At 45.2% G+C, this 24,411-nt stretch carries 28 protein-coding genes; 4 read left to right on the forward strand and 24 right to left on the reverse strand.

Going from position 1 to position 24,411, the window contains the following annotated elements:
- Positions 1 to 4: 4 nt before the first annotated feature.
- Positions 5 to 445 (reverse strand): universal stress protein, encoded by a 441-nt coding sequence (locus tag ICV38_RS07705; RefSeq protein ID WP_215378920.1) that lies wholly within the window; start codon positions 443 to 445, stop codon positions 5 to 7.
- Between the two features lie 88 nt (positions 446 to 533).
- Between ICV38_RS07705 and ICV38_RS07710 the strand changes: the two genes are divergently transcribed.
- Complete coding sequence (locus ICV38_RS07710; RefSeq protein WP_215378922.1) at positions 534 to 935, forward strand: DUF2177 family protein; 402 nt, start codon at positions 534 to 536, stop codon at positions 933 to 935.
- A 7-nt stretch (positions 936 to 942) separates the two neighbouring features.
- Complete coding sequence (locus tag ICV38_RS07715) at positions 943 to 2,571, forward strand: SulP family inorganic anion transporter (protein ID WP_215378924.1); 1,629 nt, start codon at positions 943 to 945, stop codon at positions 2,569 to 2,571.
- Here ICV38_RS07715 and ICV38_RS07720 read toward each other — a convergent pair.
- A complete protein-coding gene (locus tag ICV38_RS07720; protein WP_215378926.1) occupies positions 2,568 to 3,287 on the reverse strand; it encodes a sulfite exporter TauE/SafE family protein in 720 nt (239 codons plus the stop codon). The two genes, ICV38_RS07715 and ICV38_RS07720, sit on opposite strands and share 4 nt — an antisense overlap.
- A gap of 72 nt (positions 3,288 to 3,359) precedes the next feature.
- Between ICV38_RS07720 and fnr the strand changes: the two genes are divergently transcribed.
- Entirely contained in the window at positions 3,360 to 4,130 is a 771-nt protein-coding gene (gene fnr, locus ICV38_RS07725; RefSeq protein WP_215378928.1) for a fumarate/nitrate reduction transcriptional regulator Fnr, read from the forward strand.
- Between the two features lies 1 nt (position 4,131).
- Here the strand turns inward: fnr and ICV38_RS07730 are convergent, their stop codons facing one another.
- The 10 genes from ICV38_RS07730 to ICV38_RS07775 all read right to left on the reverse strand — a co-directional run bounded on the left by ICV38_RS07730 (position 4,132) and on the right by ICV38_RS07775 (position 13,322).
- Entirely contained in the window at positions 4,132 to 4,392 is a 261-nt protein-coding gene (locus ICV38_RS07730) for a hypothetical protein (RefSeq protein ID WP_215378930.1), read from the reverse strand.
- The gene (locus tag ICV38_RS07735; RefSeq protein ID WP_215378932.1) at positions 4,389 to 4,592 is read right to left on the reverse strand and encodes a hypothetical protein; all 204 of its coding nucleotides are present in this window, start codon (positions 4,590 to 4,592) and stop codon (positions 4,389 to 4,391) included. Before ICV38_RS07735 ends, ICV38_RS07730 begins: the two co-directional genes overlap by 4 nt.
- 30 nt (positions 4,593 to 4,622) lie before the next feature.
- Positions 4,623 to 6,080, reverse strand: coding sequence for a cytochrome c oxidase accessory protein CcoG (gene ccoG, locus ICV38_RS07740; RefSeq protein WP_215378933.1), 1,458 nt, complete (start codon positions 6,078 to 6,080; stop codon positions 4,623 to 4,625).
- A gap of 3 nt (positions 6,081 to 6,083) precedes the next feature.
- Positions 6,084 to 7,007: a cytochrome-c oxidase, cbb3-type subunit III gene (ccoP, locus tag ICV38_RS07745; protein ID WP_215378935.1), complete on the reverse strand. Its 924-nt coding sequence runs from the start codon at positions 7,005 to 7,007 to the stop codon at positions 6,084 to 6,086.
- Complete coding sequence (locus ICV38_RS07750) at positions 7,004 to 7,171, reverse strand: CcoQ/FixQ family Cbb3-type cytochrome c oxidase assembly chaperone (protein WP_068949049.1); 168 nt, start codon at positions 7,169 to 7,171, stop codon at positions 7,004 to 7,006. Before ICV38_RS07750 ends, ccoP begins: the two co-directional genes overlap by 4 nt.
- 19 nt (positions 7,172 to 7,190) lie before the next feature.
- On the reverse strand, positions 7,191 to 7,841 hold the full coding sequence (gene ccoO / locus ICV38_RS07755; protein ID WP_215378942.1) for a cytochrome-c oxidase, cbb3-type subunit II: 651 nt from the start codon (positions 7,839 to 7,841) through the stop codon (positions 7,191 to 7,193).
- A gap of 10 nt (positions 7,842 to 7,851) precedes the next feature.
- Positions 7,852 to 9,294: a cytochrome-c oxidase, cbb3-type subunit I gene (gene ccoN, locus ICV38_RS07760; RefSeq protein WP_215378944.1), complete on the reverse strand. Its 1,443-nt coding sequence runs from the start codon at positions 9,292 to 9,294 to the stop codon at positions 7,852 to 7,854.
- 168 nt (positions 9,295 to 9,462) lie between these two features.
- Complete coding sequence (ccoS, locus tag ICV38_RS07765; RefSeq protein WP_215378956.1) at positions 9,463 to 9,642, reverse strand: cbb3-type cytochrome oxidase assembly protein CcoS; 180 nt, start codon at positions 9,640 to 9,642, stop codon at positions 9,463 to 9,465.
- Positions 9,643 to 9,651: 9 nt separating this feature from the next.
- Positions 9,652 to 12,090, reverse strand: a complete 2,439-nt coding sequence (locus ICV38_RS07770; protein ID WP_215378958.1) for a heavy metal translocating P-type ATPase — start codon at positions 12,088 to 12,090, stop codon at positions 9,652 to 9,654.
- On the reverse strand, positions 12,087 to 13,322 hold the full coding sequence (locus ICV38_RS07775) for an MFS transporter (protein WP_215378960.1): 1,236 nt from the start codon (positions 13,320 to 13,322) through the stop codon (positions 12,087 to 12,089). Before ICV38_RS07775 ends, ICV38_RS07770 begins: the two co-directional genes overlap by 4 nt.
- Before the next feature lie 161 nt (positions 13,323 to 13,483).
- Here ICV38_RS07775 and ICV38_RS07780 point away from each other — a divergent pair, with 161 nt between their 5' ends.
- Entirely contained in the window at positions 13,484 to 14,404 is a 921-nt protein-coding gene (locus ICV38_RS07780; RefSeq protein WP_251368134.1) for a tripartite tricarboxylate transporter substrate binding protein, read from the forward strand.
- Here the strand turns inward: ICV38_RS07780 and ICV38_RS07785 are convergent, their stop codons facing one another.
- From ICV38_RS07785 to ccmA, 12 genes are read right to left on the reverse strand one after another with little or no spacing between them, the layout of a single operon-like run.
- Complete coding sequence (locus ICV38_RS07785; RefSeq protein ID WP_215378962.1) at positions 14,405 to 15,160, reverse strand: 2OG-Fe dioxygenase family protein; 756 nt, start codon at positions 15,158 to 15,160, stop codon at positions 14,405 to 14,407.
- A gap of 32 nt (positions 15,161 to 15,192) precedes the next feature.
- Positions 15,193 to 16,161 carry a tripartite tricarboxylate transporter substrate binding protein gene (locus ICV38_RS07790; protein ID WP_215378964.1) on the reverse strand — a complete coding sequence of 323 codons (969 nt, stop codon included), beginning with the start codon at positions 16,159 to 16,161 and terminating at the stop codon, positions 15,193 to 15,195.
- A gap of 19 nt (positions 16,162 to 16,180) precedes the next feature.
- Positions 16,181 to 17,485, reverse strand: coding sequence for a TAXI family TRAP transporter solute-binding subunit (locus tag ICV38_RS07795; RefSeq protein ID WP_215378965.1), 1,305 nt, complete (start codon positions 17,483 to 17,485; stop codon positions 16,181 to 16,183).
- A 52-nt stretch (positions 17,486 to 17,537) separates the two neighbouring features.
- Positions 17,538 to 18,737, reverse strand: a complete 1,200-nt coding sequence (ccmI, locus tag ICV38_RS07800) for a c-type cytochrome biogenesis protein CcmI (protein ID WP_215378979.1) — start codon at positions 18,735 to 18,737, stop codon at positions 17,538 to 17,540.
- Positions 18,730 to 19,215, reverse strand: a complete 486-nt coding sequence (locus ICV38_RS07805; RefSeq protein ID WP_215378982.1) for a cytochrome c-type biogenesis protein — start codon at positions 19,213 to 19,215, stop codon at positions 18,730 to 18,732. The genes ccmI and ICV38_RS07805 overlap by 8 nt, the downstream gene beginning before the upstream one ends.
- A complete protein-coding gene (locus ICV38_RS07810) occupies positions 19,212 to 19,742 on the reverse strand; it encodes a DsbE family thiol:disulfide interchange protein (RefSeq protein WP_215378994.1) in 531 nt (176 codons plus the stop codon). The genes ICV38_RS07805 and ICV38_RS07810 overlap by 4 nt, the downstream gene beginning before the upstream one ends.
- Positions 19,739 to 21,658 (reverse strand): heme lyase CcmF/NrfE family subunit, encoded by a 1,920-nt coding sequence (locus ICV38_RS07815; RefSeq protein WP_215378997.1) that lies wholly within the window; start codon positions 21,656 to 21,658, stop codon positions 19,739 to 19,741. The genes ICV38_RS07810 and ICV38_RS07815 overlap by 4 nt, the downstream gene beginning before the upstream one ends.
- Complete coding sequence (gene ccmE, locus ICV38_RS07820; protein WP_215378999.1) at positions 21,655 to 22,089, reverse strand: cytochrome c maturation protein CcmE; 435 nt, start codon at positions 22,087 to 22,089, stop codon at positions 21,655 to 21,657. The genes ICV38_RS07815 and ccmE overlap by 4 nt, the downstream gene beginning before the upstream one ends.
- The gene (ccmD, locus tag ICV38_RS07825) at positions 22,086 to 22,274 is read right to left on the reverse strand and encodes a heme exporter protein CcmD (RefSeq protein WP_215379002.1); all 189 of its coding nucleotides are present in this window, start codon (positions 22,272 to 22,274) and stop codon (positions 22,086 to 22,088) included. Before ccmD ends, ccmE begins: the two co-directional genes overlap by 4 nt.
- On the reverse strand, positions 22,274 to 23,044 hold the full coding sequence (gene ccmC, locus ICV38_RS07830) for a heme ABC transporter permease CcmC (protein WP_215379005.1): 771 nt from the start codon (positions 23,042 to 23,044) through the stop codon (positions 22,274 to 22,276). Before ccmC ends, ccmD begins: the two co-directional genes overlap by 1 nt.
- The gene (gene ccmB / locus ICV38_RS07835) at positions 23,041 to 23,706 is read right to left on the reverse strand and encodes a heme exporter protein CcmB (protein ID WP_215379008.1); all 666 of its coding nucleotides are present in this window, start codon (positions 23,704 to 23,706) and stop codon (positions 23,041 to 23,043) included. The genes ccmC and ccmB overlap by 4 nt, the downstream gene beginning before the upstream one ends.
- The gene (gene ccmA / locus ICV38_RS07840; RefSeq protein WP_251368135.1) at positions 23,703 to 24,365 is read right to left on the reverse strand and encodes a cytochrome c biogenesis heme-transporting ATPase CcmA; all 663 of its coding nucleotides are present in this window, start codon (positions 24,363 to 24,365) and stop codon (positions 23,703 to 23,705) included. The genes ccmB and ccmA overlap by 4 nt, the downstream gene beginning before the upstream one ends.
- Positions 24,366 to 24,411: the final 46 nt, after the last annotated feature.

Here is a 24,411-nt window from a genome sequence, read left to right on the forward strand (position 1 = left end):
AAGCTTAACCAAGTACTAAAACTGGTAATTTGGAATGCACGATAACTTCATGTGTTTCGCTACCCAACAAAACGCCACTAATTCCTGTGCGTTTATGGGAAGCCATTACGATCACATCCGCCTTAGCTTTTTTAGCGCCATCCAAAATACCTTCAGCAAGGTTTGTATTGGAGATATGCAGTGATTTTGCTTTGATACTAGAGCCTAGTGCAGTAACCGCTGTTTTGAATACATCTTTTGCGTAAGCGTCACAAGCGCTTTTATGTTCTTTAGCAGATAAACCATAGCCCATAGTGCTATCGGAGTAGACCAAAGGCGGTAACGGGTCAGAAACATAAACTAGTGTTACAGCCGCACCATCCGCCTTTGCAAGCTCAGCAACCTTTTTTAAAGACTTTTTGCTGACATCTGAACCGTCAACCGGCACCAATAAATGCTTAAACATAATCAACCCCCTTTAAATTAAACTACTGATTCACTCTTTCCATCATAATGCTTATTATTGACCTATAAAAGCTCAAAGGGTAACTTAATTGCTCAAGTATTTAGGGATCTACTTTTCTTTTTTAATCACCCTGATTGCGGTGGATTTAGTCTGGCTTTTAGGGATCGCAAAGAATCTATATCGTGACGAGATGGGTGATTTGATGGCCAGTGAACCCAAGCTATTAGCAGGCTTAGCTTTTTATCTCATTTATGCCCTAGGCGTCTGTATTTTTGTCATCGCGCCAGCACTTTCTAAACAGTCTTTGATACATGCACTGCAATATGGCGCTTTGTTTGGATTGGTTTGCTATATGACTTATGACTTAACTAATCTGGCAGTGATTCGAGACTTCCCCACCAAACTTGCTTTCGTAGATATTGCCTGGGGTTCACTCGTAACGGCATTCTCTGCAGGATTTGCCTACTGGATAGGCGATCGACTTTCTTGAAATCCTGATGTTTTTTCACCCCAGAATCCTCGACTCTTTTCAGGGTTATAACCGCACCCTATTTACCAAAGATGTTTTAGCTGGCCTTACTGTTGGCGTCGTAGCGCTCCCGCTGGCGATGGCATTTGCAATTGCGAGTGGATTAAAACCTGAAGCCGGGATTTTTACTGCCATCATCGCCGGCGGACTTATCTCATTACTGGGCGGCAGTCGTGTGCAAATCGGTGGCCCAGCTGGCGCCTTTATTGTCATTGTATATGGCATCGTCGAGCGATATGGTGTTCCTAACCTTTTATTAGCCACCGCAATGTCTGGCGTATTTCTGTTACTGATGGGCATACTCAGACTCGGAACCCTAGTGAGATTCATTCCAATTGCCGTCATCATTGGATTTACTAACGGTATCGCAGTTCTCATTGGGCTATCTCAAGTCAAATATTTTTTTGGTTTATCCATTGAGAAAATGCCTGCTCAGTTTTTTCAATCTATTGGGGCACTTTATAACGCTGCAGATACATTTAATTCTGCTGCGCTCTGCATAGCCTGCGGCAGCTTAGCCATCATCATTATCTGGAAGATGATTCAGAAACATTTGGGCTGGCTCAGTCACTTGCCGGGAACGGTTGTGGCAATGGTGGTAGCCACCATCATTACGGGCCTATTGAGCCTGCCGATCGACACTATAGGTAGCCGATTTGGCGGCATTCCCTCTAGCCTGCCACATTTTGAGTGGATACCCATAAGTTGGGGTACTGCGCAATTTATGGTCACCCCCGCATTAACTCTGGCCCTATTGGGTGCAATTGAATCTTTACTATGCGCTCGTATTGCTGATGGATTAATTCACGATCGTCACGAATCTAACCAAGAGCTCATTGCGCAAGGGATTGCAAACTTAGCAATCCCATTTTTTGGTGGCATGCCTGCAACCGGCACGATTGCGCGCACCGTGACCAATATCGAAAGCGGTGGCACCACTCCAATTGCAGGGATCGTGCACGCACTCACTCTATTACTGGTTGTCCTATTTGCAGCGCCTCTAGCAAAAGATATTCCCTTAGCAAGTTTGGCGGCCATCTTAATGTATGTTGCCTGGAATATGGGTGAATGGAAAAAATTTGTAGACTTAAAGCAGTTCCGCCTGCCCTATCAACTCACCATCATGAGTGTATTTTTACTCACTGTCATTTTGGATCTGACGATTGCAGTACAAGTAGGACTGCTGTTTGCATTTATTACCTTTATCTATCGCATCTCCAGCCTATCTCGTTGTGAATTGGCTGATACCGATCACTTTCCGCAACTAGAAAACCATCAAGGCCGTATTGATGCTTACCGTATTTATGGCGCCATCTTTTTTGGGGCTGTGAAACTTCTAGAAAAAATTGAAGTGAAACTACCGTCACAAGTACTGCTCATTGATCTCAAGAATGTGATCTATGTGGATACCTCTGGAATGGAAACGATTACTGAATTAGCGTATCTTTGCAAAGTTCGCAATATTAAATTGATTATTTGTGGTTTAGATCATCAGCCATATGAGATGGCCCAGCGTAGCGGCTTCTTGCAAACAATACCGCCAGATTGCTTATATCCTGATCTACCTTCTGGCGTTGCAGCAGCGACAGGGCATTAAGTAATACAGAAACCGCCCTTAAGTAAGGCTTCAGGCAAAATCCAGGCGCGATACAAGCCAAAACCACCACCAAAAAATAGTAGTAAGGCAGCAAAGTAACGCACCCATACATACTGCGCAAATTGAGTCAATGCCGCTGAAAATTTAGAAATCAATAATAAGTTAGGTAAGGTTCCTAGACCAAATACCAACATGAATGCTGCTCCAGTAAAGACGTCACCTGATAAAAAAGCTAAGGGCAAAACGCTGTATACCAAACCACATGGCACTAGACCCCATAACATGCCACTAAACCAGCGAGAGGGTCCATTAGCAAAACGACCTAAATATTTTGCCCAATAACTTGCGATCTGGGTACTTAACCATCTTCCACCCAGTCGACTCTCTGACTTACCAAGACCTAGCAAGCGAAGGCTCATAAAAATCAATAGCAAAGAAGTCATTACAAATAAGAATCTCTGGATTGGTAGAAAGCTTTGTTGCCAAACGACTACTCCTACCCATGCCGCAAAGGCACCCAAAATGACATAGGTCGTGATTCGACCTAAATGCATGATGATTTGCAGGTAAAAGAGTTCAGATTTAGCTCTTAGAGGACTCTCTAGGGCTACTGGACGCTCTATAGCTGCAGCGATCCCACCACACATCAAAGCGCAGTGCCAGCCACTCACTAAAGCGCCCAAGAAAACCGCTAGAAGGAGGCTGATGGTTAACATTTCACTGACTTAATAAGGTGGCAAATGGGGTGTTCACCCTAGTAGAATAAACTGTCTGCATAATCAATCAAAATGAATTACAAGCCAACCGATACCCCAACAAGCAAATGCTCTGTTTGCGTTCTAGGGCAGTTTTGTCTGCCGGTTGGCCTCACTCCTACTGATGTTTCGAAAATTGATTCCTTGGTTCAAGAGCGGGTTCATCTGCAAAAGGGTGAAAGTCTGTATCGCCATGGTGATCCACTAAGCTCGGTATATAGCGTTCGCTTTGGAACCCTCAAAACAGAGTATTGTCTGCAAGATGGGCGCCAGCAAGTGATTGGCTTTCATCTCCCAGGAGAAATCTTGGGGCTCGACGGCATTGGTGATGGTCATTACCAATCAGATGCGCTTGCCCTCGAAGAAAGTGAAGTCTGCATCATTCGTTATGATGCTTTTGAAGATTTAGCACGCCAGATTCCTGTTTTACAAAATCAATTCCACAAGATCATGAGTCGAGAACTCACTCAGGATCAACGCCATCTTCTCTCATTGGGTACTATGCGTGCTGAAGAGAGATTGGCGGCATTCCTATTGAGTCTTTCACAACGCCTAGCAGCACGCGGATATCTCAATAATGAATTTGATCTACGTATGAGCCGTGTGGATATTGGTAGCTATCTCGGTATTCAAATTGAAACCGTGAGTCGCATGTTGTCACGCTTTGCTGAATCCGGACTCATTCAAATCAAACAACGTCATATCAAACTCATCGATATGAATGGCTTGCATGAACTAGCTGGTATCCCCAACCCAGACAGAACAGTCTGCGTCAGTACTGATATTCCCGTAAAGCACGCCTAGCTTAAAGCAGGCTGCGATCCGTCTCTTTACCCTCTGGGGATTCAATGCCGGGCAAAATATAAGCTGTTAGTGCGCTTGAGACTGCGCAGAATAACCAAATCGCAAAAAATCCAAGGGTGTAAATACCCTCATCCGAGATATCAGGGTGATGCCCAAAAAATAAGAGGTCTTGTGGATGGATTACTGTAAATAACAAGCCCTCAGCCATGCCAGCTACCAAGAAAGAGGGCCAGAGGATCCAAATAAGTAGGCGGTATTTCATTTTTTGGCCTGCGTATCTTTTAATTCCTCGACTTTTAAGCCTTGCTTAACAACACCATCACGCAATGGCTTATCGGCATAAAGATTAATGGCTAGCCAAATCGTAATTGCGCAGCCAATCATCGCGACGGCTGGCCCGCTAATTAGAAGCCAGGGCCATAACTGCTTCCACCAAGGCTTGATAGTTTGCTGTTCGGTCATTGTTATCCTCTCGATCTCTTGCTTATACGCTTAGCGGGGAATAATAAAAGTGGATTTCTCATCACGCTTTCTGGCAATCATCTCATTTCCAGAAAGTTCTTGAGCAATTACATCAAAATGGATCGGGTAGTTACCTGGCTCATTTACTCCAATGGCGGTGCTCACTTTGATTGGCATTAGGAGATTGCTTGCTGGCCCTACTTCAATCTCAGACACAACTTGCCCTTGGGAGTTTAGGATTTTCAAATCCCTCAAACCACTGGCCGTGACTTGCACTTTCATTTTATTTTCAGAGGCATTCATAATCTGAATACGATAAATATTCTCAATCCGTACACCATCAACCTCTCTTGCCAAGGCACCACGATCACGCATGACATCAACTCGCAAAGGATTTCGAGTAGCTAGCGATACCAAGAATGCCGTGGCAAGCACTGTAATGAAGGCGGTATAGATCAATACCCGTGGGCGCAAGATATGCCGAATAGCGTTTTGATTGGATGCTCGATCCTCAACCGCCCTTTCAGTTGTATAGCGAATCAATCCTTTTGGATAATCTACTTTCTCCATCACTTGATCACAAGCATCAATACAAGCTCCACAACCAATACACATGTACTGCATGCCATCACGAATATCAATACCAGTTGGACAGACCTGAACACAAATACTGCAATCTACGCAATCACCCAAACCCAATGAAGCATGATCTACTGACTTGCTGCGACTACCCCTGGGCTCACCACGCACCTTGTCATAAGTCACCAAGAAAGTGTCTTTGTCGACCATGACGCTTTGAAAGCGTGCATAAGGGCACATGTATTTGCAAACTTGCTCGCGCATAAAGCCTGCATTACCCCACGTAGCAAAGCTATAGAAACACAGCCAGAAGGTTTGCCATGGCCCAAGAGACAAATGAAGCAATGCTGATCCGAGCGTTGTAATTGGCGTGAAATAACCAATAAAGGTAAAGCCCGTCCAGAATGCAATCAAAAGCCAAAGAAAGTGCTTAGTGATTTTGAGGCGCCACTTCCGTATTCCCCAAGGCCACTCTTCGCCATCTAAACGAATCCGTGCAAAGCGATCGCCTTCTACTTTGCGCTCGATCCACATAAAGATTTCGGTATAGACTGTTTGCGGGCATGCGTAACCGCAAAATAAGCGCCCTGCTACTGCCGTAAATAGAAATAGAGCTAAAGCAGAAAGAATCAGTAGCAGCGTTAGATAGATAATATCTTGTGGCCACAACACAAGACCAAAGATATAAAACTTACGCTGAATTAAATCGAAGAGAACTGCTTGACGACCATTCCAGTTCACCCATGGTAAGCCATAGAACAGTAATTGAGTAGCCAAAACAAGAATAAAACGCCAGCGGGCAAAGAGTCCTGAGACTGAACGCGGATAAATCTTTCGCCGGACCTCATAAAGAGACTCCTCAATAACTTCTATCGGAATGGGCTTACCACCCGGCGAATTGCTTGACACTAATTACTTAGATGCTGGCTGCTTATTGTTAGACAAGCCCCAAACATAAGCAGTTAACAACTGAATCTTCTCGGGACTTAACACTTTATCCTGCGCAGGCATCATTGCCATGCGACCCTTAGTCACCGTCTCAACAATAGTTGCTTCAGAACTTCCATACAACCAAGTCTTGTCAGTTAAGTTTGGCGCACCTAATGCGATATTGCCTTTAGCATCGGCGCCATGACATGCTACGCAGTTCGCTTTAAAGACTTCTGAACCACGCGCGGCTTTCAAATCATCAGACGGCAAGCCAGATAAGCTGCGGACATAGTTCGCCACATCCACAATTTGCTTGCTATCTAATTGTGGGAATGGAGGCATTACACCGCCACGGCCATATGTGATAGTCGTTTTGATGTTTTCAGGTGAGCCACCATATAACCAGTCGCCATCAGTCAAATTCGGGAAGCCTTTAGAACCACCGGCATCTGAACCATGGCATTGCGCACAAGAGTTCAAGAATAAACGCTGACCCATCTCACGAGCTTTAGGATCTGCAGCAATTTGCTCTATATCCATTTTCACATACTGAGCATAAATAGGTTTGAGCTCATCATTGGCCGTTGTCATTGACTTCATCAAAGCGCCATCAGTGCTGTAACCCAAGATACCTGGATATGAGCCCAGTCCTGGGTAGAGAACCAAATAGACCAAACCAAAAATACAAGAGATCAAGAACATCCACATCCACCAACGCGGCAATGGATTATTCAACTCGCGCAAATCACCGTCCCATACATGACCAGTATCTGCAACATCGCCATCCGGCTTCAGTGTGACCTTTGTCTTACGTTGAGAAAGCAATAACCAGATGCACCAAACAATACCGACTAATGTTACTAAGGCAATATAGGCACTCCAACCAGCACCAAGAAAGTCACTCATGATTTATCCTTACTGAATTCATCGGGTAGATCGAACGGAAGTTCGGCGGATTCTTCATTAGCAGGCTGTCTTTTTGCAGACCAAGCCCACCAAACGATTCCTAAAAAAACTACCAAGCCAAGCACGGTAGAAATTGCTGAGAGGTAGGGAGCGATATTTTGCATATGTCTCAGTTGCTAAGAACTACTTAGCAACCACCTCATCAACAATGATGTATCTACGGTTAATACCAAGACCTTGAAGATATGCAACCAAGGCATCTAACTCAGTCTTACCTTCTAGCTCTTTTGGCGCGTTTGCAATCTCTTCGTCGGTATAAGGAACACCTAAACGACGCATTGCTACCATATGAGATTGAATCGAGCTCGCATCTGCAGCATTCTTAGCAAGATAGGGATATGCGGGCATATTTGATTCAGGCACTACATCACGTGGATTATTTAAGTGAATTTGATGCCATGCATCTGAGTAGCGACCGCCTACGCGCGCTAAATCTGGACCGGTACGTTTACTACCCCATAGGAATGGATGATCAAATACAGATTCACCAGCCAAGGAGTAAGGGCCATAACGCTCTACTTCTGAACGTAGCGTACGAATCTGTTGTGAATGGCAACCCAAACAACCTTCGCGCTGATAGATATCGCGGCCAGCTAAGCGAAGTGCCGAGTAAGGCACTACACCTGGGCTAGGCTCCGTTGTGGAATGCTGGAAAAACAATGGCACGATCTGCACTAAACCTGCAATCGATATTGCAGCAATAGTAGCGATAATCAACCAACCAGCATTACGCTCGAGTGTTTCGTGGGAGAAAAAGCGACGTTGTTCTGACATGTTCTTATCCTTAATGAGCGGCGATGGACGCTTGTGGAATGGGAGCGTCTATAAATTTTTTGTTAATCACAGTTTTGTAGACGTTGTAAGCCATCAACAACATACCGCCCAAGTAGCACAGGCCGCCTAGCAAACGAATGACATAGAAAGGATAGGTAGCCTTTACTGACTCCACAAAGCTATAAGTCAAAGTACCATCTGGCTCGAATGCTCTCCACATCAAACCTTGCATCACACCTGCAATCCACATGGCAGCGATATAAATGACCACACCAATCGTTGCAATCCAGAAGTGCAATTCAATTAATTTGGTGCTGTACATATCTTTTTGACCTACCAAGCGTGGGATCAAGTAGTACAAAGAACCAATCGTGATCATGGCAACCCAGCCTAGAGCACCTGAATGAACGTGACCGATAGTCCAGTCTGTGTAATGTGACAGGCTGTTTACTGTCTTGATTGACATCATCGAGCCTTCGAAAGTCGACATACCGTAGAAAGACAAGGCTACTACCAAGAATTTTAAGATTGGGTCACGACGCAACTTATGCCATGCGCCAGATAAAGTCATGATGCCGTTAATCATGCCGCCCCATGATGGCGCCAACAAGATTAGTGAGAACACCATTCCTAAAGACTGAGTCCAGTCAGGCAATGATGTGTGTTGTAAATGGTGAGGACCTGCCCACATGTATGTGAAGTTCAAAGCCCAGAAGTGAACAATAGATAAACGATAGGAGTAGATCGGACGCTCAGCTTGTTTTGGAATGAAGTAATACATCATGCCCAAGAAGCTAGTGGTCAAGAAGAAGCCCACTGCATTATGTCCATACCACCACTGAATCATCGCATCTTGTGCGCCAGAGTAAGCTGAATAAGACTTGAAGAGACTTGCAGGCATTTCAATATTGTTTACGATATGCAAAACTGCAATCGTCAAAATATAGGCACCGAAGAACCAATTTGATACATAAATATGTTTAGTCTTACGTTTGATCACGGTACCAAAGAAAACGACTGCATAAGCGACCCAAACAACAGTAATCAATAAATCGATTGGCCACTCAAGTTCAGCGTACTCTTTAGAAGTTGTAATACCTAATGGCAAAGTGATTGCAGCAGAAACAATGACTGCCTGCCAGCCCCAGAAAGTAAATGCTGCCAACTTGTCACAGAAGAGGCGCACCTGGCAGGTTCTTTGCACAATGTAGTAGGAAGTAGCAAATAATGCTGAACCACCAAAGGCAAAAATGACTGCATTGGTGTGCAATGGACGTAAACGACCATAGCTAAGCCAAGGAATATTGAAAGTGATTTCAGGCCAAATGAGTTGCGCCGCCAGAATGACCCCGACGAGCATGCCAACGATTCCCCAAAGCACGGTAACGATGGCAAATTGGCTGACAACCTTGTAATTGAAGTTATCTTGATTACTCCCCACGGTAAGTCCCATGGTTTCTCCTTTTTTTGTGACCAAACAGCGACATAATCCAAATAGACTGGATCGATTATCGAATTGGGGCACTCAGGGGGGTTTGATCTACATCAAAAAGGAAGGGGCAAAATCACCAGCCACTTCCAAGATAAACCCTTAGATCAGAAATTCTCAATAAATATGTGGTTATTTTTGAGAGTGTTCACTAACTTTTTGGGGGGATGGAGTATCGTCATCCATCAAAATAGACTCGCCAGGACCATTGAGGTCATCAAACTGACCACTTTTAATGGACCAATGCAGAATCCACGCCAAAAGCGCTACCAAGAGCAAAGACAGGGGGATCAAAATAAAGAGACTTTCCATCTTGATAGTCTAAGCTTTTCGCAAACGCCAAGCGTTTAAGGTTACTGCCAAAGAAGACAGGGACATGCCAATACCGGCAATCCAAGGATTTACCAACCCCAACATTGCTGCTGGGATCGCCAATAGGTTATAAATCAGCGCCCACCATAAGTTCTCTTTAATGATGGTCTGTGTTTTATCAGCAAGTGCCAAAGTTTTTGCCAAAGGCTCAAGTGAGCTTGCGGTCAAGATTGCATCTGCCCCAGCAGCGGCAAGTGGAGCCCCCGCCCCTACTGCAATCGAGATATCTGCACGTGCCAGCAAAGGCGCATCATTAACGCCATCACCTATTGCCCAAACAAACCGTTTCTGATTTTGTAAACGCTCGATGTATTCATATTTTTCTTCAGGTGTACAGGCGCCTTGATAACTTTCAATCCCCACATGCTTAGCCCACCAAGCAACTGTTGCAGGATCATCTCCAGAAACCAAATGAACAGCAATATTTCTAGACTTTGCTGCCTGCAATAAATTTCTTAAGCCCACTCTTGGCGTATCCAAGAATACAAAGCTAGCAATGAGGCCCTTTTCATCAGCAAGATGAACTTGACCATACTGACCCTGTTGAGCGTTCTGCCCTATACCGATCCATAAAGCACTTCCAAGGCGATATGGCCCCGCACTTAAACCTTTTCCCAGTTCATTAATTACGGAGTCATTTAAAACAGCTGGAGATATTTTCTCCAGCTCTGCTGCACGCAATAATGAGAGTGCCAATGGATGTCTTTGCCCAGCCTCGAGAGCAAGTGCAAGTGCTAGAGCATCCTCACGAGAAAAGTCTGCGCGCAAGTTAACAATCTCTTGTAGCTCTGGCTGACCCATGGTGAGAGTACCGGTTTTATCTAAAACTAGGTCAGTTGCCTTGACCAAGCCCTCTAAAACATGACCCCTCACAATCAACAAACCCAACTTGGTTACCGCACCCTGTGCAGCAGCCATTGCAGTAGGTACGGCAAGAGACAAAGCGCATGGACAACTTGCAACCAATACCGAAACTAATACAGTCCAAGCCTGACTCGGATCAAAGTACAACCAAATCGCCGATGAAACGAATGCGCTGAGCAATAAAAATGCAACAAAGTAAGCAGCCCACTTTTCTGCAAGACTGACCATCACCGGCTTTGCCAATAGAGCTCGATCCAATAAAGATGCAATACCCGCTATACGGGTAGACTGCCCTACTGCATCAATTCTCATGATGAGTGGATTCAAAATATTATGCGTTCCCGCGTAAACACGATCGCCCATTTTTTTCTCAACTGGTTTTGATTCGCCAGTTAGTAAAGACTCATCAAGAGTACTCGCGTTATCAATCAAAATGCTATCTGCTGGCACAACTTCACCAGGTGAAACACGCAATACATCACCCGGATTGCAATTAACTACCGGCACTATTTGCACTTCTAGAGAGTCCGGATAGTTTATTAAGCGATCGCACGTTGCAGGAAGTTGTTTTGCTAATGCTTCTGCCCCACCTTGCGCATCTTGTCTTGCTAGTAGCTCTACATAACGTGCAGCCAAGATAAACGCAACAAACATCGTGATGGAGTCAAAGTAACTTTGGCCGGAGCCCCTAACTAAATTAATCGTGCCAGCGATAAAAGCCAAAGCAAGTGCTAAGGCAATAGGTACATCCATGCCCAACATATGCGTCTTCTTAACAGATTGAATACTGCGCCATGCTGCTTGAAATATTGGCCCTGCTGAGTACACCATCACTGGCACCGTCAAAGCCCAGCTTGTCCAACCCAATAAGACCTCGAACTCCGGAGTAATATCTGCACCCACATAGGTAGGCCACGCATACATCATGACCTGCATCATGCCAAGCATTGCTACGCCAAGACGCGTTAGTAGCTGACGCTTTTCTTTTTTTGCTTTATCTAAAGCGATAGATGGCTCAAATGGCCAAGCCTCATAACCAATGCGTTCAATTTCAAAGAGCAATCTAGCCAAGCTTGTTTTTTCAGAATCAAAGTGCACCATGACTTTTTGCGTTACATAGTTAATTTGCACATCGATCACACCGACTTGTCGGCGTAAATGTTGCTCACATAACCAAACACAAGCGGCACAACGAATTTTTTCAAGGCGCAAAGTTGTTTCTAAGCAATCCTTATCTCCACGAGGCCTTGTAAAGCGGTTACGCAACGATGGGTCATCGTATGGTTTGAGCTTTTCTGGAATTTCATTACTAGCTAAATAAGCTGGCGGCTTATCACTGGTCCGCGCCCGGCGCGCATAGAAAACTTCTAGCCCTTCACCATGAATAGTTTGAGCAATAGCCATGCAACCTGGACAACAGAACTGTCGCTGCACTCCCCCAAGTTCTGCTTCAATCACATCGCTAGGCAGAATACTGCTTGAGCAGTGATAGCAGATCGGCTTAATACGACTGGTCTCGTTCATGAACCTGTTTTATCTACCCAACCATTGCGACGTTCATAAATCACAAACAAGACACCCCACATTACGACTGCAGCGTAAGCCCATACCCAAGCACTTTGCGAAGAGCGTGAACCTGCGATGTCCAATACAAAACCAAAAATGGCGGGGCCCATTAAACCTCCACCAAAACCCATTAAGGAATGTAGGCCCATAGCAGCGCCCTTAATATTTTCTTGGGCATTAATCACAAGGCCCGCTGTCAATGTCGCAGAGTCAGCCATCGTAAATATAGAATGAGCGACCGCTAGACATAGAATCAACCACCAAGATTGACCAGTAGAGCTCGCAAGAGCAACCCCTAGGATGGCACTTGAAAGCATCACAATAGTTACCCATTTTTGACGACCTACTCGTAGAGCAACCTCGTTACCCAAAATGGATGCGGGCACACCAAAGAAATTGATTATTCCGGCCAATGTGGTGATGGCTAGGAAGGAAGATTCCCCAGAAGTGGCAACACAAAAAGCTAGAAATGCAACAATCCAACTGCGCGAGGCAAACAACTCGAGAGTGTGAGCGGTATAACCAAAAATAAAGCCCGACGCTTTTTTATCCTTTAAAACCAATTTCCATTTATCTACCGGAAATAGATCTTGCAATTTAATTTTGAACGGGCCGCTCCACTTTTCATGCGCAAGTGGTGGAATCAATAAGAGCACAATTAAAAATGCAGTGAATGGTCCCAAGGCAATAATTTCAAATACATAGTGCCAACCAAGGCTATTGAGTATCCAGCCTGAACATAAATACGAAAAGCCCGTCCCGATTCCGAAGAAGGCAGTATAAAAAGCAATGTGGCGTGTTAATTCTCCAGACTGAATTCGATCTGACAAAATTTTGAGGCCTGGCATATAAGTTCCTGCTAGGCCAGCACCATTGATTGCCATAAAAAACATTGCGGTCCAAAAGTTATACGCAAGTAAGCCCATCCCCAACAGACCAGAACTTGCAGCCAATCCACCAACTAAATACACTTTGCGTGCATCTATACGGTCGGTTAATGCTGTAGCCAATGGCACGGCAAGCATGTACCCAAAGAAAAAGGCACTAGCAATAAGACCAGACTGAAGATTACTGAGGTGCCATTCCTCTTGTAAAGGCGTAAGAACTACCGCATAACAGGCAAAACCCAATAAGGCGCAAGTCTGCGCCATGAGCATAAGAGGGGTGTAGCCAGTTGATTTAAAGCGCATAGGATATTAGTGACAACGTAAATCTATTCTACTCGCCCAAGCCACATCCCAAATCCCCTCTGATATCGTATTAACGGCTACACTATAAAAAAATACAAAGTGGAGATAACATGAAAAAAATGTGCATCCTTGGCTACTGTATTAGCCTAGCCTTCAGTCTAATGAGCGCATCAGCATTAGCGGATAGCTACCCCTCAAAACCAATTAAAGCGATTGTTCCATTTGCCCCCGGTAGTGCTACCGATCAAATCGGCAGAGCGTTCGCAGCCAAAATGGCTGAGTCTCTTGGCCAACCTGTTGTCATTGAAAATCGCCCTGGAGCCAATGGCATGATTGGTGCTGATGTTGTTGCTAAATCACCAGCGGATGGTTACACCCTACTGTTTGGCACGAATAGCACCAATGCAGCACTCAAAAGTTTGGTTAAAAATTTACCGTATAACCAAGATACAGCTTTTACGCCAATTGGCTACTTTGGATCGGTACCACTTATTGTTGCAGTCAACAATGAACTTCCTGTGAAATCTCTCAACGGCTTTGTTTCCTTAGCAAAGGCGGATCCTGGAAAGGTAACCTTTGCTTATGCAAGCACTTCGCAACGCGTCTCCTCAGAAATGTTAGCCAGCGCTGCAGGCATCAAGATAACTGGCGTATCTTACAAGAGCGGTCCCAACGCAATGACCGATTTAATTGGTGGCCAAGTTAATATGTTTACTGCAGACTTTGCAGTGACACTACCTCAGGTGCAAGCAGGAAAAATTCGGGGCTTAGCGGTGACGTCACTCAAGCGCTCTCCAGCCATCCCAGAATTGCCCACTGTTAACGAGGCATTAGGCATCAAGAACTATGAATTGATTGCATTCTTCGCGGCATTTGGTCCAGCAGGTATACCAAAGGATGTTGTGATGAAATTAAATAACGCTATTAATAATGCAGCAAAGTCAAAGGAGTTGACCGAACGTTTTGCTTCCTTAGGGTTTGAAACCCAACCTGGAACACCAGAAGCACTGGGTCAGAAAATTAAGCTAGAAACTGCGAAATGGGCTCAAGCCATCAAAGCAGCCGGAATGGAAGCCGAATAATTACTGCTGACTACGATTTGGTGAATCTTGGAAGCCGTTTGATCTAAAGGTCAATACCAAGGTATCGCGATATCCATAGTTTGCTAATGGCTGTATGGGCGTAGATTCATGAATCATGCGCTCATCATTCATGAGCAATAAGGACCAGGGCTGAGTCAAAGTAAATCGCAGACCAGTAGATCCTTTGGCATCAAAAATTCTGGTCTCGCCACCTTTAATGCCGACTCGATCTAGCAAAAATACAGCAACAAAATCGACGCCATCTCGATGAGCACCCTCTGGTGTTGGTCGACCAATACCATCGGTCGTATCAATTCGGAACTGATGTGCCTCAATAAACCAAGTGCTTACTGGTTTAAGACTACTTAGTGCGTTTGCCAAGCCAAGTAAGACGGCTTGCCATGCGGGATCATTCATGACCTTGGCTTGTATCGGCTCAAACCAGCGCTCGATTCCGCCATGTAAGGCGTTATAGTCCACCGACTGCCAGTGTGCACGATGTGGTACTAAAGTCAGTGCATTATTTTTAACCTCGTAACTTGCATGGCGACGAAAGCGGTAACGACCACCATCCTTAAGGTAAGGATCACGCGGCAAACCTTCCCAGAATTGTCGTAGATGCTCTAAATTGGCTAAGGGAATCTTGCTAATCTCTGCTACCGTTTCGGCGGATACCACCGCGAAGCCATCCGTCCGCAAAGCCTGAGAAATATCTTTGGCAGGAGTAAGCGTTGGAGAAAGATTGGCTGAGGTCATGAGTTCATTTTAGGGCAATCGGCTGCAAGCGACTAATCTAACTGCGCACCAGATGCCTTCACAATTTTGGCCCACTTGGCCAACTCCTCTTTCAGCAGCACACTTAATTTAGCCGGTGGAACAGGACTAAGATCTAAGCCTTGCGCGATTAATTTTTCTCGCACATCTGGTTTAGCCATGATTCTATCCATTGCTGCCTGAATCTTCTTAACAGCATCAGCTGAAGTGCCAACGGGTGCAAATAAAGCAACCCAAACTTCACCCACGCAATCAGGGTAGGTTTCTGCAATTGTTGGAATCTCAGGAGCGGCACTAGAGCGCTTTGCGGAACTAATCGCAATCGCTTGGAGCTTACCAGCCTTAATGTAATTTAAAGCTGACGGCAGACTAGCAAATGCCAGTGCCACTTGACCACCCAAAACATCATTAATCGCGGGAGCCACTCCTTTGTATGGAATGTGCTGCATATCTACCCCTGCGCTGGTATTGAGCATAGCGCCAAGTAAATGACTAATCGTTCCATTGCCCGCAGAAGCATAGGAAAGCTCACCAGGTCTCTTCTTGGCTGCAGAGATGACATCTGCAAGTGTTTTATAAGGCGATCCTGGGGGTGAGACTAAAACATATGGTGTGGCACCAATGTAATAAAGCGGTACAAAGTCGTTGATCGGATCAAATCCAGGATTTTTATAGAGCGCTGGATTAATCGCTTGCGCACTATTAATCGTAAGAAGCAATGTATAACCATCCTTTGCCGAGCGCGCCACACTTTGTGTACCAATATTGCCGCCAGCTCCAGGCCTATTCTCAACCACTACTGAAGCACCAATAGCATCCCCGAACGCAGGAGCAATCAGACGAGCGACAATGTCATTCGTACCACCAGCAGCCTGAGGAACAACAAGGGAGATAGGCTTATTGGGATAAGCTTGTGCAAAAACTACCTTCGTTAGAAATAAGCTGCATAAAGCAATCATGCAGAAGCTACTTTTTTTACCCATATCGTCCTCGCTTCAGCAATTAAGAATAAAGATGCTCTAGGCGTGCGCGCACATCGCCTATATGCCCTTTAAGATCGTATAACTCCTTGGAATCCATCATAGAGACCTTGATGTTGTCTACTTTCGCTTCGATTGCCTCAAGATCTTTAAAGTTTTTTTCTTTCAAACCAGGATTCAAGGCATGCTTTTCGATCTCTCTTAGTTCAGCATAGAACTGTGAGAGCTTTAAACGCAATAAGAAATTCTTAGCCGAAGGAATGTAGGTGAACAGCGGAATAAAGATGACCAGCAATGGAATAACAATTTTGACAAAGCGGCCAACCCAAACTGCCGTCCAAAAAGGAAAGTGGCGATGCAGAAAGGATGGACCATCCTTTAAGTAAATTTCAGCATCCATATGTAAAGGGAAATCGATCCCTGTGCTAGATGGAAATTCGCCGGGCTTTTGCAAACGAGAATATGACTTCAAAATGTCATAGGATCCACCAAGTAAAAGAGAAATAATTGCTGGATTCACATTTTCATGAGTTACCAAGGTAGCTGTTGGTGCAATTACCTGAATATCTTGGCGGGGTATATCGTGCTCAATGCTTAAAAGGCCGCGCGGGACGCTAACCTTAGATAAGTAGGGCAAGTTGCGCGTGTATGCATCAGCTTGATCAAAACTCATCAAGCGAATGCCTGGAATTTTGTAAAACTTTTCCAAAACTGGTGCCTCTGCTGCAGCCACTATAAAGGCAACATCTAAATCGCCACTATTGAGCTTTTCCAATGCTTGATCTGGTTTTAATTTTTCTGCACGGATTTCGCTCTCAGAGATACCACTGATACTTAAAAGGGTCTTACTGAGGGCGAGAGTTCCGCTACCCTCATTACCGATTGCGACACGCTTACCTTTGAGCTGTCCAAGTACCTGCAGTCGACCACCATCGCTCTTGAATGCTGACTCACGATACCAAACCCATACAGGCTCATAAAACATTCCGGCAATAGAGACTAGATCTGGATATTTAGCAATATCCGCAACCCCCCCTTGAATCATGGCAAAGTTGATACCTGACTTTGGATCGCTTAACAAAGCTAGGTTATCAATTGTTCCCCCTGTAGCCTTCACCTCTAGATTCACACCATCAGATGCCACCTCTTTTTTTAAGTGTTCACCGAATTGGTAATAGAGACCGGTTGGAAAACCAGTAGCTAACTCAATCACTTTAGGTGGTGGCGGAACTAGAACCCACAAGACAGCAAAAATAGAAATTAGTAAAGTACAAAAGCCAATCGCAATGACTAACGGGTTGTAAATTTGTCTTTTTAGAAAAATCATATGGCCTCTATTTAATCTTGATTACTACAAGCAAGTAAAGCCAAGCTACTCATTACTGCCGAACTTGATCAACCAAAAACTTCACCTGGCTTGAGCCAACCTTAACAGTTTGCACTGCTGAGAGAAGATCTCCTGCTTCAGCTTTAGCCATACCTGTCTTAGAAATTCTAACTTCAATAGCGACTTCTGACAGCTTGGAGATAGGGTTATTAGGGTTCATAGCTAAAGCATCAGTCAATACAAAGCTCATTGGGAAATTGGTGACAGGTACTTTTAGAACAGCCACCGGCATGCGTTCGCCTGGCTGCCTTGCGATAACCATCACTACATCACCAGGCTTAATCTTGGATTTAAGCTCAGACGACAATTCAACAGAGCCACTGACCCCCTTGTCTGATGCAATAGGGGCACTGGCAGTAGCAGAACCATCCAATCCACCTTTAGATCTAGCCTCTGCAATTGAACCCGCAATTGCACGCGCCTCTTCTGAGCCAGGAGGCAGTTGCTGAGAAAGCTTTTGCCACGTTTGTACTGCAGCTTGGTAATTACCACTCGTAAATGAAGCGGTACCAGACAACCAAAGAGCCAATAAGTTATTAGGGTCTAGTTTTAGTGCTTGATGAATGAGTTGCAAAGGCTTGCCAGCAAAATTTCCATTGGCAACCGCAACCAATGTATCGGCGTACTCAGCCAGCAATTCAGGATCATCATTTAGAAAACTTCCCGCGCGCTTAAAAGCATTAGCAGCCTCTGCATTACGACCCAAAATTCGATAGGATCGTCCCAACATCGCCCAGCCCTTAAGGTTATTAGGATCCTTTTCCATCTTCAACGCAAAGTCAGAAACCATTTGCTCAACAGCAGCTTGATTCATGGGTTTCTGCTCATTTTTTTGCGCTACACGCACAACATCGCCCAAATAAAAATACAAGCCAGATGAAATCAGGACGATCAAGATGCAAAGACCGGTCATGACTTTCCTGGTGGAGCCCATGACCGCCTTGTCATCCTCTTCATTAGTATCTTGAAAAAGACGTTGACGCATTTCTGCATGACTCATCTCATACTCTTGAGTATTGATGGTTCCAGCAGAATGCTCAGCAGCCAACTTCTCAAGCTCTTCACGATAAATCGCGGCATTCATCTGACGACGAGAGGTACCCTCAGCACTACCTGAGAAGATAAATGGTCTAAGTAGGAGCAACAGCACTAGTACTAGCAGCAAAAAAGCTGCGATAAAGAAACTAGCCATGGATTCCATCCCGATTATTCTTGCCTAAGGTATTTAGCAGCGCATCAATTTTCTGGTTATCTTCAGCAGTCAGCGCTTTATTACTGGCGAGTGTATTACGACGGCGTAGGTAGATAAGTAAAACGGCAATCCCGATTGCCAGAATCACGAATGGGCCAATCCATAACAGCCATGTAATCGGCTTTACTGGCGGACGATACAAGACAAAATCACCGTAGCGCTCCACCATAAAGCTTCTAATCTGATCATCGCTCTTACCCTCTTTAATAAGAGTGCGAATTTCTCTACGAAGATCATTAGCCAAATCAGAACGTGAACCTGCCAAAGATTCATTTTGGCAAACTAGGCAGCGCATTTCCTCGGAGATACTAATGAGGCGTTGCTCAGTCACAGGATCATCAGCCAAGGGTGCAGCATCATTTGCATATGTAGTATGCAAACACAGAAACGCGACAATCGCCAAGAAAATATGCTTCATGACTTTTTTAACTCAGTCAGCAGAGGGTAAATTTTTTGATTCAGAATCTGCTGGGTAATAGGGCCAATATGCTTGAATCGGATAACTCCTGCCTGATCAATCACATAAGTTTCTGGAACACCATAAACACCATAGTCAATTCCAACTCGACCATTAGCATCAAACGCAGACAGTACATAAGGGTTGCCCTGTCTCTCTATCATTGCAAGCGCATCTTCGCGTTTGTCTTTGTAATCCAAACCAATCAATGGTGCTTGACCTGACTTACCCAACTCAACCAATACAGGATGCTCCTCACGACAAGCCACACACCATGACGCCCAAACATTAAGAATCCAAACTTGGCCTTTCATGCTGGCAGGAGAGAAGGTTTTATTTGCCTGTGCCAACTGAGCAATTTCAAAAGCCGGTGCAGGCTTATTAATTAAAGGGGATGGCACTTCATGAGGGTCACGATTCAGGCCAACCGCCAAAAAACCGACGAGAACAATAAACAGCAGTAAAGGAATGAGGAATTTAGCCTTCATGACGAAGCTTTCCTTAGCTTCATCCGATAGCGCTTATCAGAGATCGCAAGTACACCACCTAAGGCCATCAATAAACAGCCGCCCCAAATCCAATCCACAAATGGCTTGTAATAAACCCTCACCGCCCAGGATTTGTCATTCAATTCCTCACCCAGAGAAACGTAAATATCGCGGGTTAAGCCCACGTCAATCGCTGCCTCAGTCATTGGCATCGTCGAAGAAAAGTAACTGCGCTTTTCTGGATAAAGACTTGCTTGAGTAGTGCCATTCTTAGCCAATATGAAAGTGCCACGCATCGCTTCGTAATTCGGGCCTGCCACTGTTGAAACACTCTCTAGCTGAATTTGATAACCACCGACATTCACGGTATCGCCAGCGAACATCCGTACATCTTTCTCTTCTTGATAGGCTCCAACCATGGTGACGCCAATCACAAAAATGGCAATGCCCAAATGGGCTAATTGCATGCCAATAAAAGAGCGCGTCGGTTTACCTAATTTCGCCTGTCTGACAATTTGCTGACAACCTGAAGCAATCACCCAAAATGCTAACAAGAATCCAAGTCCTGCAAGCCAGGTAAATTGGCCCATGATTAAAGGAATAGTAATTCCTGCTAATACAGCAACCAAACCAGCAAGCCAGAGACGCTTGATGACAGAGATCAGATCAGTATTCTTCCAGTTGGTCCACGGGCCAATTCCCATGAGAACTAACAAGGGAATCATGATGGGTACAAAAACGCTATTGAAATACGGAGGCCCTACAGAAATTTTTCCTAAATGGAGAGCATCAATTAATAGTGGGTAAAGCGTACCCAACAAAACAGATCCAGCTGAAACAACAAGAAATACATTGCCTAGCAAGATAAAGGTCTCTCTTGAGCTCAAGCTAAATTTACCGCCCAAGGTATTTTTAGGAGCGCGCCATGCATAAAGGGCTAATGAAGATCCAACCACTAGTGATAAGAAAATCAAAATAAAGATGCCGCGTCTTGGATCAGTAGCGAATGCATGCACAGATGTCAGAACACCAGAGCGCACTAAGAATGTACCCAATAGCGACAATGAGAATGCGGTAATGGCTAACAGTACCGTCCAACTCTTAAAGCCGCCACGCTTCTCTGTCACCGCCAATGAATGCAATAGTGCAGTGCCAACGAGCCAAGGAATGAAGGAAGCATTTTCAACAGGATCCCAGAACCACCAACCGCCCCAACCCAATTCGTAATAGGCCCACCAAGAACCTAAGGCAATACCTAAAGTCAGAAAGACCCATGCAGCTGTTGTCCACGGACGTGACCAGCGCGCCCAAGCAGCATCTAACCTTCCGGATAACAAGGAAGCGATTGCAAATGCAAATGCGACTGAGAAGCCGACATAGCCCATGTATAACATTGGGGGATGAAAGACTAGACCCGGATCCTGCAATAAAGGATTTAGAGAGCGACCATCTTGAGCAGCAGGCAAAAGTCGCTCAAAAGGGTTAGATGTGGTTAATACAAACAGCAACAAACCACTTGTCACCAAGCCCAAGACACCAATTACTCTAGCAACCATGAACTCATCTAATGCTTTGGAGAGCTGAGCCACCAAGATCGTCCAAGTGCTGAGCAGAAAAATCCACAATAGTAGGGAGCCTTCATGCCCGCCCCAAACGGCACCTAAGCGATAAATGACTGGCAATTGTGAATTTGAATGCTCGGCTACATAAAGCACAGAAAAATCATTGACGTAAAAACTCCAAGCCAAGATTGTGAACGCAACAGCAAGTAGCATGAATGTTGTTTGCGCTGCAGGCCTTGCAAGCACCAAGAATTCACGTCGACCATAATGCGCACCAACCAAGGGTAAGACTCCTTGAATCACGGCGATACAGAGCGCCAAAATCAGAGCGTAATGCCCAAACTCAGGAATCATTTATTACTTCCATTTTTTTGGGCTTGCTCTAGAGCATGCTTTGCTTCAGGTGGCATATAGTTTTCATCATGTTTAGCCAGCACTTCACTTGCAACGAAATCGCCGTTTGCATTCATGCGCCCTTGAATCACGGCACCCTTACCTTCTTTAAATAAGTCTGGCAGGATGCCTGTATAAGAAACGGGGATGTCTTTCACAAGGTCGGTAATCACAAAGTGGACTGTCAAACCATCGCGCTTTAAGGATCCATCCTTGACCATGCCGCCAATCCGAAAAGCCTGCCCTTGAGGTGCCTTACCAGCCGCGACTTCACTTGGAGTGACATACAAGGCGATATTGCTATTGAGTGCATTCAAAATTAATAGTGCAGCGATACCAATGACGGCTAGAGCAGCGACAATAACTAATGCACGTTTATATCTAGGCTTCACTGACTGCTTTCTGTATCAAACTGCTCTGCTAATCGCTCTAGCTTAAGTCTACGAATAATCGCCTTCCTGCGAGCTCGAATACTGATCGGCTCTAACAACAAAACGACTGCGCAAACGCCAAAACTACTCCATACATAGAGGGCATAACCCCCCATTGCAAAAAACTCTGCTGGACTATTCCACATCAGTTTTTTACCTCGTCCAATTGTCGCACCCAATCCGTATGGGCTTCACGCTCCAAAATAATCGTGCGCACCCGCATCAGACCCACAGCAATGGAGTACATCCAGAAGCACAGAGCCATTAATAACATTCCTAGCAACATGGTCTGTGCCATGGCAGGCGCTTTTGTTAGCGAAACAGAGGCACCTTGATGCAAGGTATTCCACCACTTCACAGAAAAATAAATAATGGGCACATTCACTACGCCTACGAGAGCCAAAATGGCGCCCGCTTTATCGGCTCTGCGAGGATTATCAATTGAGGCTTGTAAAGCGATAAAGCCCAAATAAAGAAATAGCAATATCAATTCAGAAGTTAAGCGTGCGTCCCATACCCACCATGCGCCCCACATTGGCTTCCCCCAGAACGCACCAGTCCATAGAGACAAGAAAGCCATCCAGGTACCTATCGGGGCCAATGCTTGCGCCATCATGGCTGATAAGCGAGTGTTAAACACTAATCCCAATCCTGCCCATGCCGCCATCACCAAATAGATGAACATGGACATCCAAGATGCAGGCACATGAATAAAAATGATTCGATATCCCTGTCCTTGCACAGCATCTACCGGGGCAACAAAGAAACTAATCCACAGACCTGCTGCGCCGAAAATAGCCGTCAGTACCCAGAAAAAAGGAATCAGTTTTCCTGCTACCGGATAAAAGGTACTGGGGCTGGACAACTTAAACCAATTGACCAAGCGGCTCTTCGAGAAATTATTAATATCAGTCATTCAATAGCAATCTTTACTGCTGCAGCACTAACCCAAGGTACAAATGCTAAAGCCAAAATCAATAAGGCGCCCAACAGGGAAAAATGTCCGGAAGTTTCTAGGCCCGCGCTATTAGCGTATACCGCCCCTGCTCCAAAGATGAGGACTGGGATATACAGCGGCAAGATCAACAAACTCATCAAGACACTGCCACCACGAACTCCCAAGGTTAAGGCGGCACCAATAGAGCCTAAGAGCGATAGAACGGGAGTACCCATTAACAAGGTTCCCATCAATACATATAAAGAACTCAAATCCAAATCAAACTGAATACCAATTATTGGGGCCAAGATCACCAACGGAAGTCCGCAGACGATCCAATGCGCAATCATTTTTCCTACAACCAATAAAACCATCGGCTGAGGTGATAAAGCCATTTGCTCTAGCGTGCCATCTGCATAGTCAGCGGCAAACATGCGATGCAAGCCAAGCAAAGTCGCCAGCAATGCGGCTACCCAAATCACACCAGGTGCGATCTTGCGCAAAAGTGCAGCATCAGCACCAATGCCTAGGGGAAATAAACTCGTGACTACAACAAAGAAAAATAATGCTGTAAGCACTTCACTCTTACGACGCATCACTAAGAGTAGATCACGATGGATCATGGCAAATACGGCGCTCATAAGTCCAGCACCCTGACATTTGGTAGGCTCACAGCCTGGTGGCTAGTCAATACGGCCAAACCACCAGCAGCAGTATGTTCAGCAATCAAGCCTTGCAATTCAGCAACTGCATGCACATCGAGAGCATTGAATGGTTCATCCAAAATCCATAGACTCGCCCTACGTGTCGACATGCGCGCCATCAATACCCTGCGCTTTTGGCCTGCAGACAAATAATGTACTGGTAAATTTTCACGGCCACGCAAACCAAAACGCACTAAGGCAGCCAACACACTGTCTAATGGCAACTGCACGTTGTCGAGGGCTGCATACATTTGCAAATTTTCTAAAGCAGATAAATCCTCTTTAAGCGCATCACGATGGCCTAGGAATAAGAGCTCGCGATGAAAAACCTTAGGATCAACAGAAATGGATTGATCCTTCCAGAGAACTTCGCCAGCCTCAGGTTTAGACAATCCAGTCAAAAGACGCAATAAGCTCGTTTTGCCAACGCCATTTTCGCCACGTACGTGCAGGCATTCCCCAGGACCAACCCGAAGACTCAAATCAGAGAATAGTTTTTTATCCCCCCTCACACAGGTCAAAGCGCGCGCCTCAAGCATCTGGCTAGCTGAACTGGAAGTTGAGGAAATATGGGCTGTCATGAAGGGTTTTGGCATGAATCAAACCGCCAAGCGCATTGTCCAAGAGCCCCTACAGGCTGTC

It is taken from the genome of Polynucleobacter sp. MG-6-Vaara-E2, assembly GCF_018687695.1.
GTDB lineage: Bacteria > Pseudomonadota > Gammaproteobacteria > Burkholderiales > Burkholderiaceae > Polynucleobacter.

Bases quoted from the DNA above. Each gene is read 5' to 3' on its own strand.
- ICV38_RS07705 (WP_215378920.1), bottom strand. From the start codon at position 445: ATGTTTAAGCATTTATTGGTGCCGGTTGACGGTTCAGATGTCAGCAAA.
- ICV38_RS07715 (WP_215378924.1), top strand. From the start codon at position 943: ATGTTTTTTCACCCCAGAATCCTCGACTCTTTTCAGGGTTATAACCGC.
- ICV38_RS07720 (WP_215378926.1), bottom strand. From the start codon at position 3,287: ATGTTAACCATCAGCCTCCTTCTAGCGGTTTTCTTGGGCGCTTTAGTG.
- fnr (WP_215378928.1), top strand. From the start codon at position 3,360: ATGAATTACAAGCCAACCGATACCCCAACAAGCAAATGCTCTGTTTGC.
- ICV38_RS07730 (WP_215378930.1), bottom strand. From the start codon at position 4,392: ATGAAATACCGCCTACTTATTTGGATCCTCTGGCCCTCTTTCTTGGTA.
- ICV38_RS07735 (WP_215378932.1), bottom strand. From the start codon at position 4,592: ATGACCGAACAGCAAACTATCAAGCCTTGGTGGAAGCAGTTATGGCCC.
- ccoP (WP_215378935.1), bottom strand. From the start codon at position 7,007: ATGAGTGACTTTCTTGGTGCTGGTTGGAGTGCCTATATTGCCTTAGTA.
- ICV38_RS07750 (WP_068949049.1), bottom strand. From the start codon at position 7,171: ATGCAAAATATCGCTCCCTACCTCTCAGCAATTTCTACCGTGCTTGGC.
- ccoO (WP_215378942.1), bottom strand. From the start codon at position 7,841: ATGTCAGAACAACGTCGCTTTTTCTCCCACGAAACACTCGAGCGTAAT.
- ccoN (WP_215378944.1), bottom strand. From the start codon at position 9,294: ATGGGACTTACCGTGGGGAGTAATCAAGATAACTTCAATTACAAGGTT.
- ccoS (WP_215378956.1), bottom strand. From the start codon at position 9,642: ATGGAAAGTCTCTTTATTTTGATCCCCCTGTCTTTGCTCTTGGTAGCG.
- ICV38_RS07770 (WP_215378958.1), bottom strand. From the start codon at position 12,090: ATGAACGAGACCAGTCGTATTAAGCCGATCTGCTATCACTGCTCAAGC.
- ICV38_RS07775 (WP_215378960.1), bottom strand. From the start codon at position 13,322: ATGCGCTTTAAATCAACTGGCTACACCCCTCTTATGCTCATGGCGCAG.
- ICV38_RS07780 (WP_251368134.1), top strand. From the start codon at position 13,484: ATGAGCGCATCAGCATTAGCGGATAGCTACCCCTCAAAACCAATTAAA.
- ICV38_RS07785 (WP_215378962.1), bottom strand. From the start codon at position 15,160: ATGACCTCAGCCAATCTTTCTCCAACGCTTACTCCTGCCAAAGATATT.
- ICV38_RS07790 (WP_215378964.1), bottom strand. From the start codon at position 16,161: ATGGGTAAAAAAAGTAGCTTCTGCATGATTGCTTTATGCAGCTTATTT.
- ICV38_RS07795 (WP_215378965.1), bottom strand. From the start codon at position 17,485: ATGATTTTTCTAAAAAGACAAATTTACAACCCGTTAGTCATTGCGATT.
- ccmI (WP_215378979.1), bottom strand. From the start codon at position 18,737: ATGGCTAGTTTCTTTATCGCAGCTTTTTTGCTGCTAGTACTAGTGCTG.
- ICV38_RS07805 (WP_215378982.1), bottom strand. From the start codon at position 19,215: ATGAAGCATATTTTCTTGGCGATTGTCGCGTTTCTGTGTTTGCATACT.
- ICV38_RS07810 (WP_215378994.1), bottom strand. From the start codon at position 19,742: ATGAAGGCTAAATTCCTCATTCCTTTACTGCTGTTTATTGTTCTCGTC.
- ICV38_RS07815 (WP_215378997.1), bottom strand. From the start codon at position 21,658: ATGATTCCTGAGTTTGGGCATTACGCTCTGATTTTGGCGCTCTGTATC.
- ccmD (WP_215379002.1), bottom strand. From the start codon at position 22,274: ATGTGGAATAGTCCAGCAGAGTTTTTTGCAATGGGGGGTTATGCCCTC.
- ccmC (WP_215379005.1), bottom strand. From the start codon at position 23,044: ATGACTGATATTAATAATTTCTCGAAGAGCCGCTTGGTCAATTGGTTT.
- ccmB (WP_215379008.1), bottom strand. From the start codon at position 23,706: ATGAGCGCCGTATTTGCCATGATCCATCGTGATCTACTCTTAGTGATG.
- ccmA (WP_251368135.1), bottom strand. From the start codon at position 24,365: ATGCCAAAACCCTTCATGACAGCCCATATTTCCTCAACTTCCAGTTCA.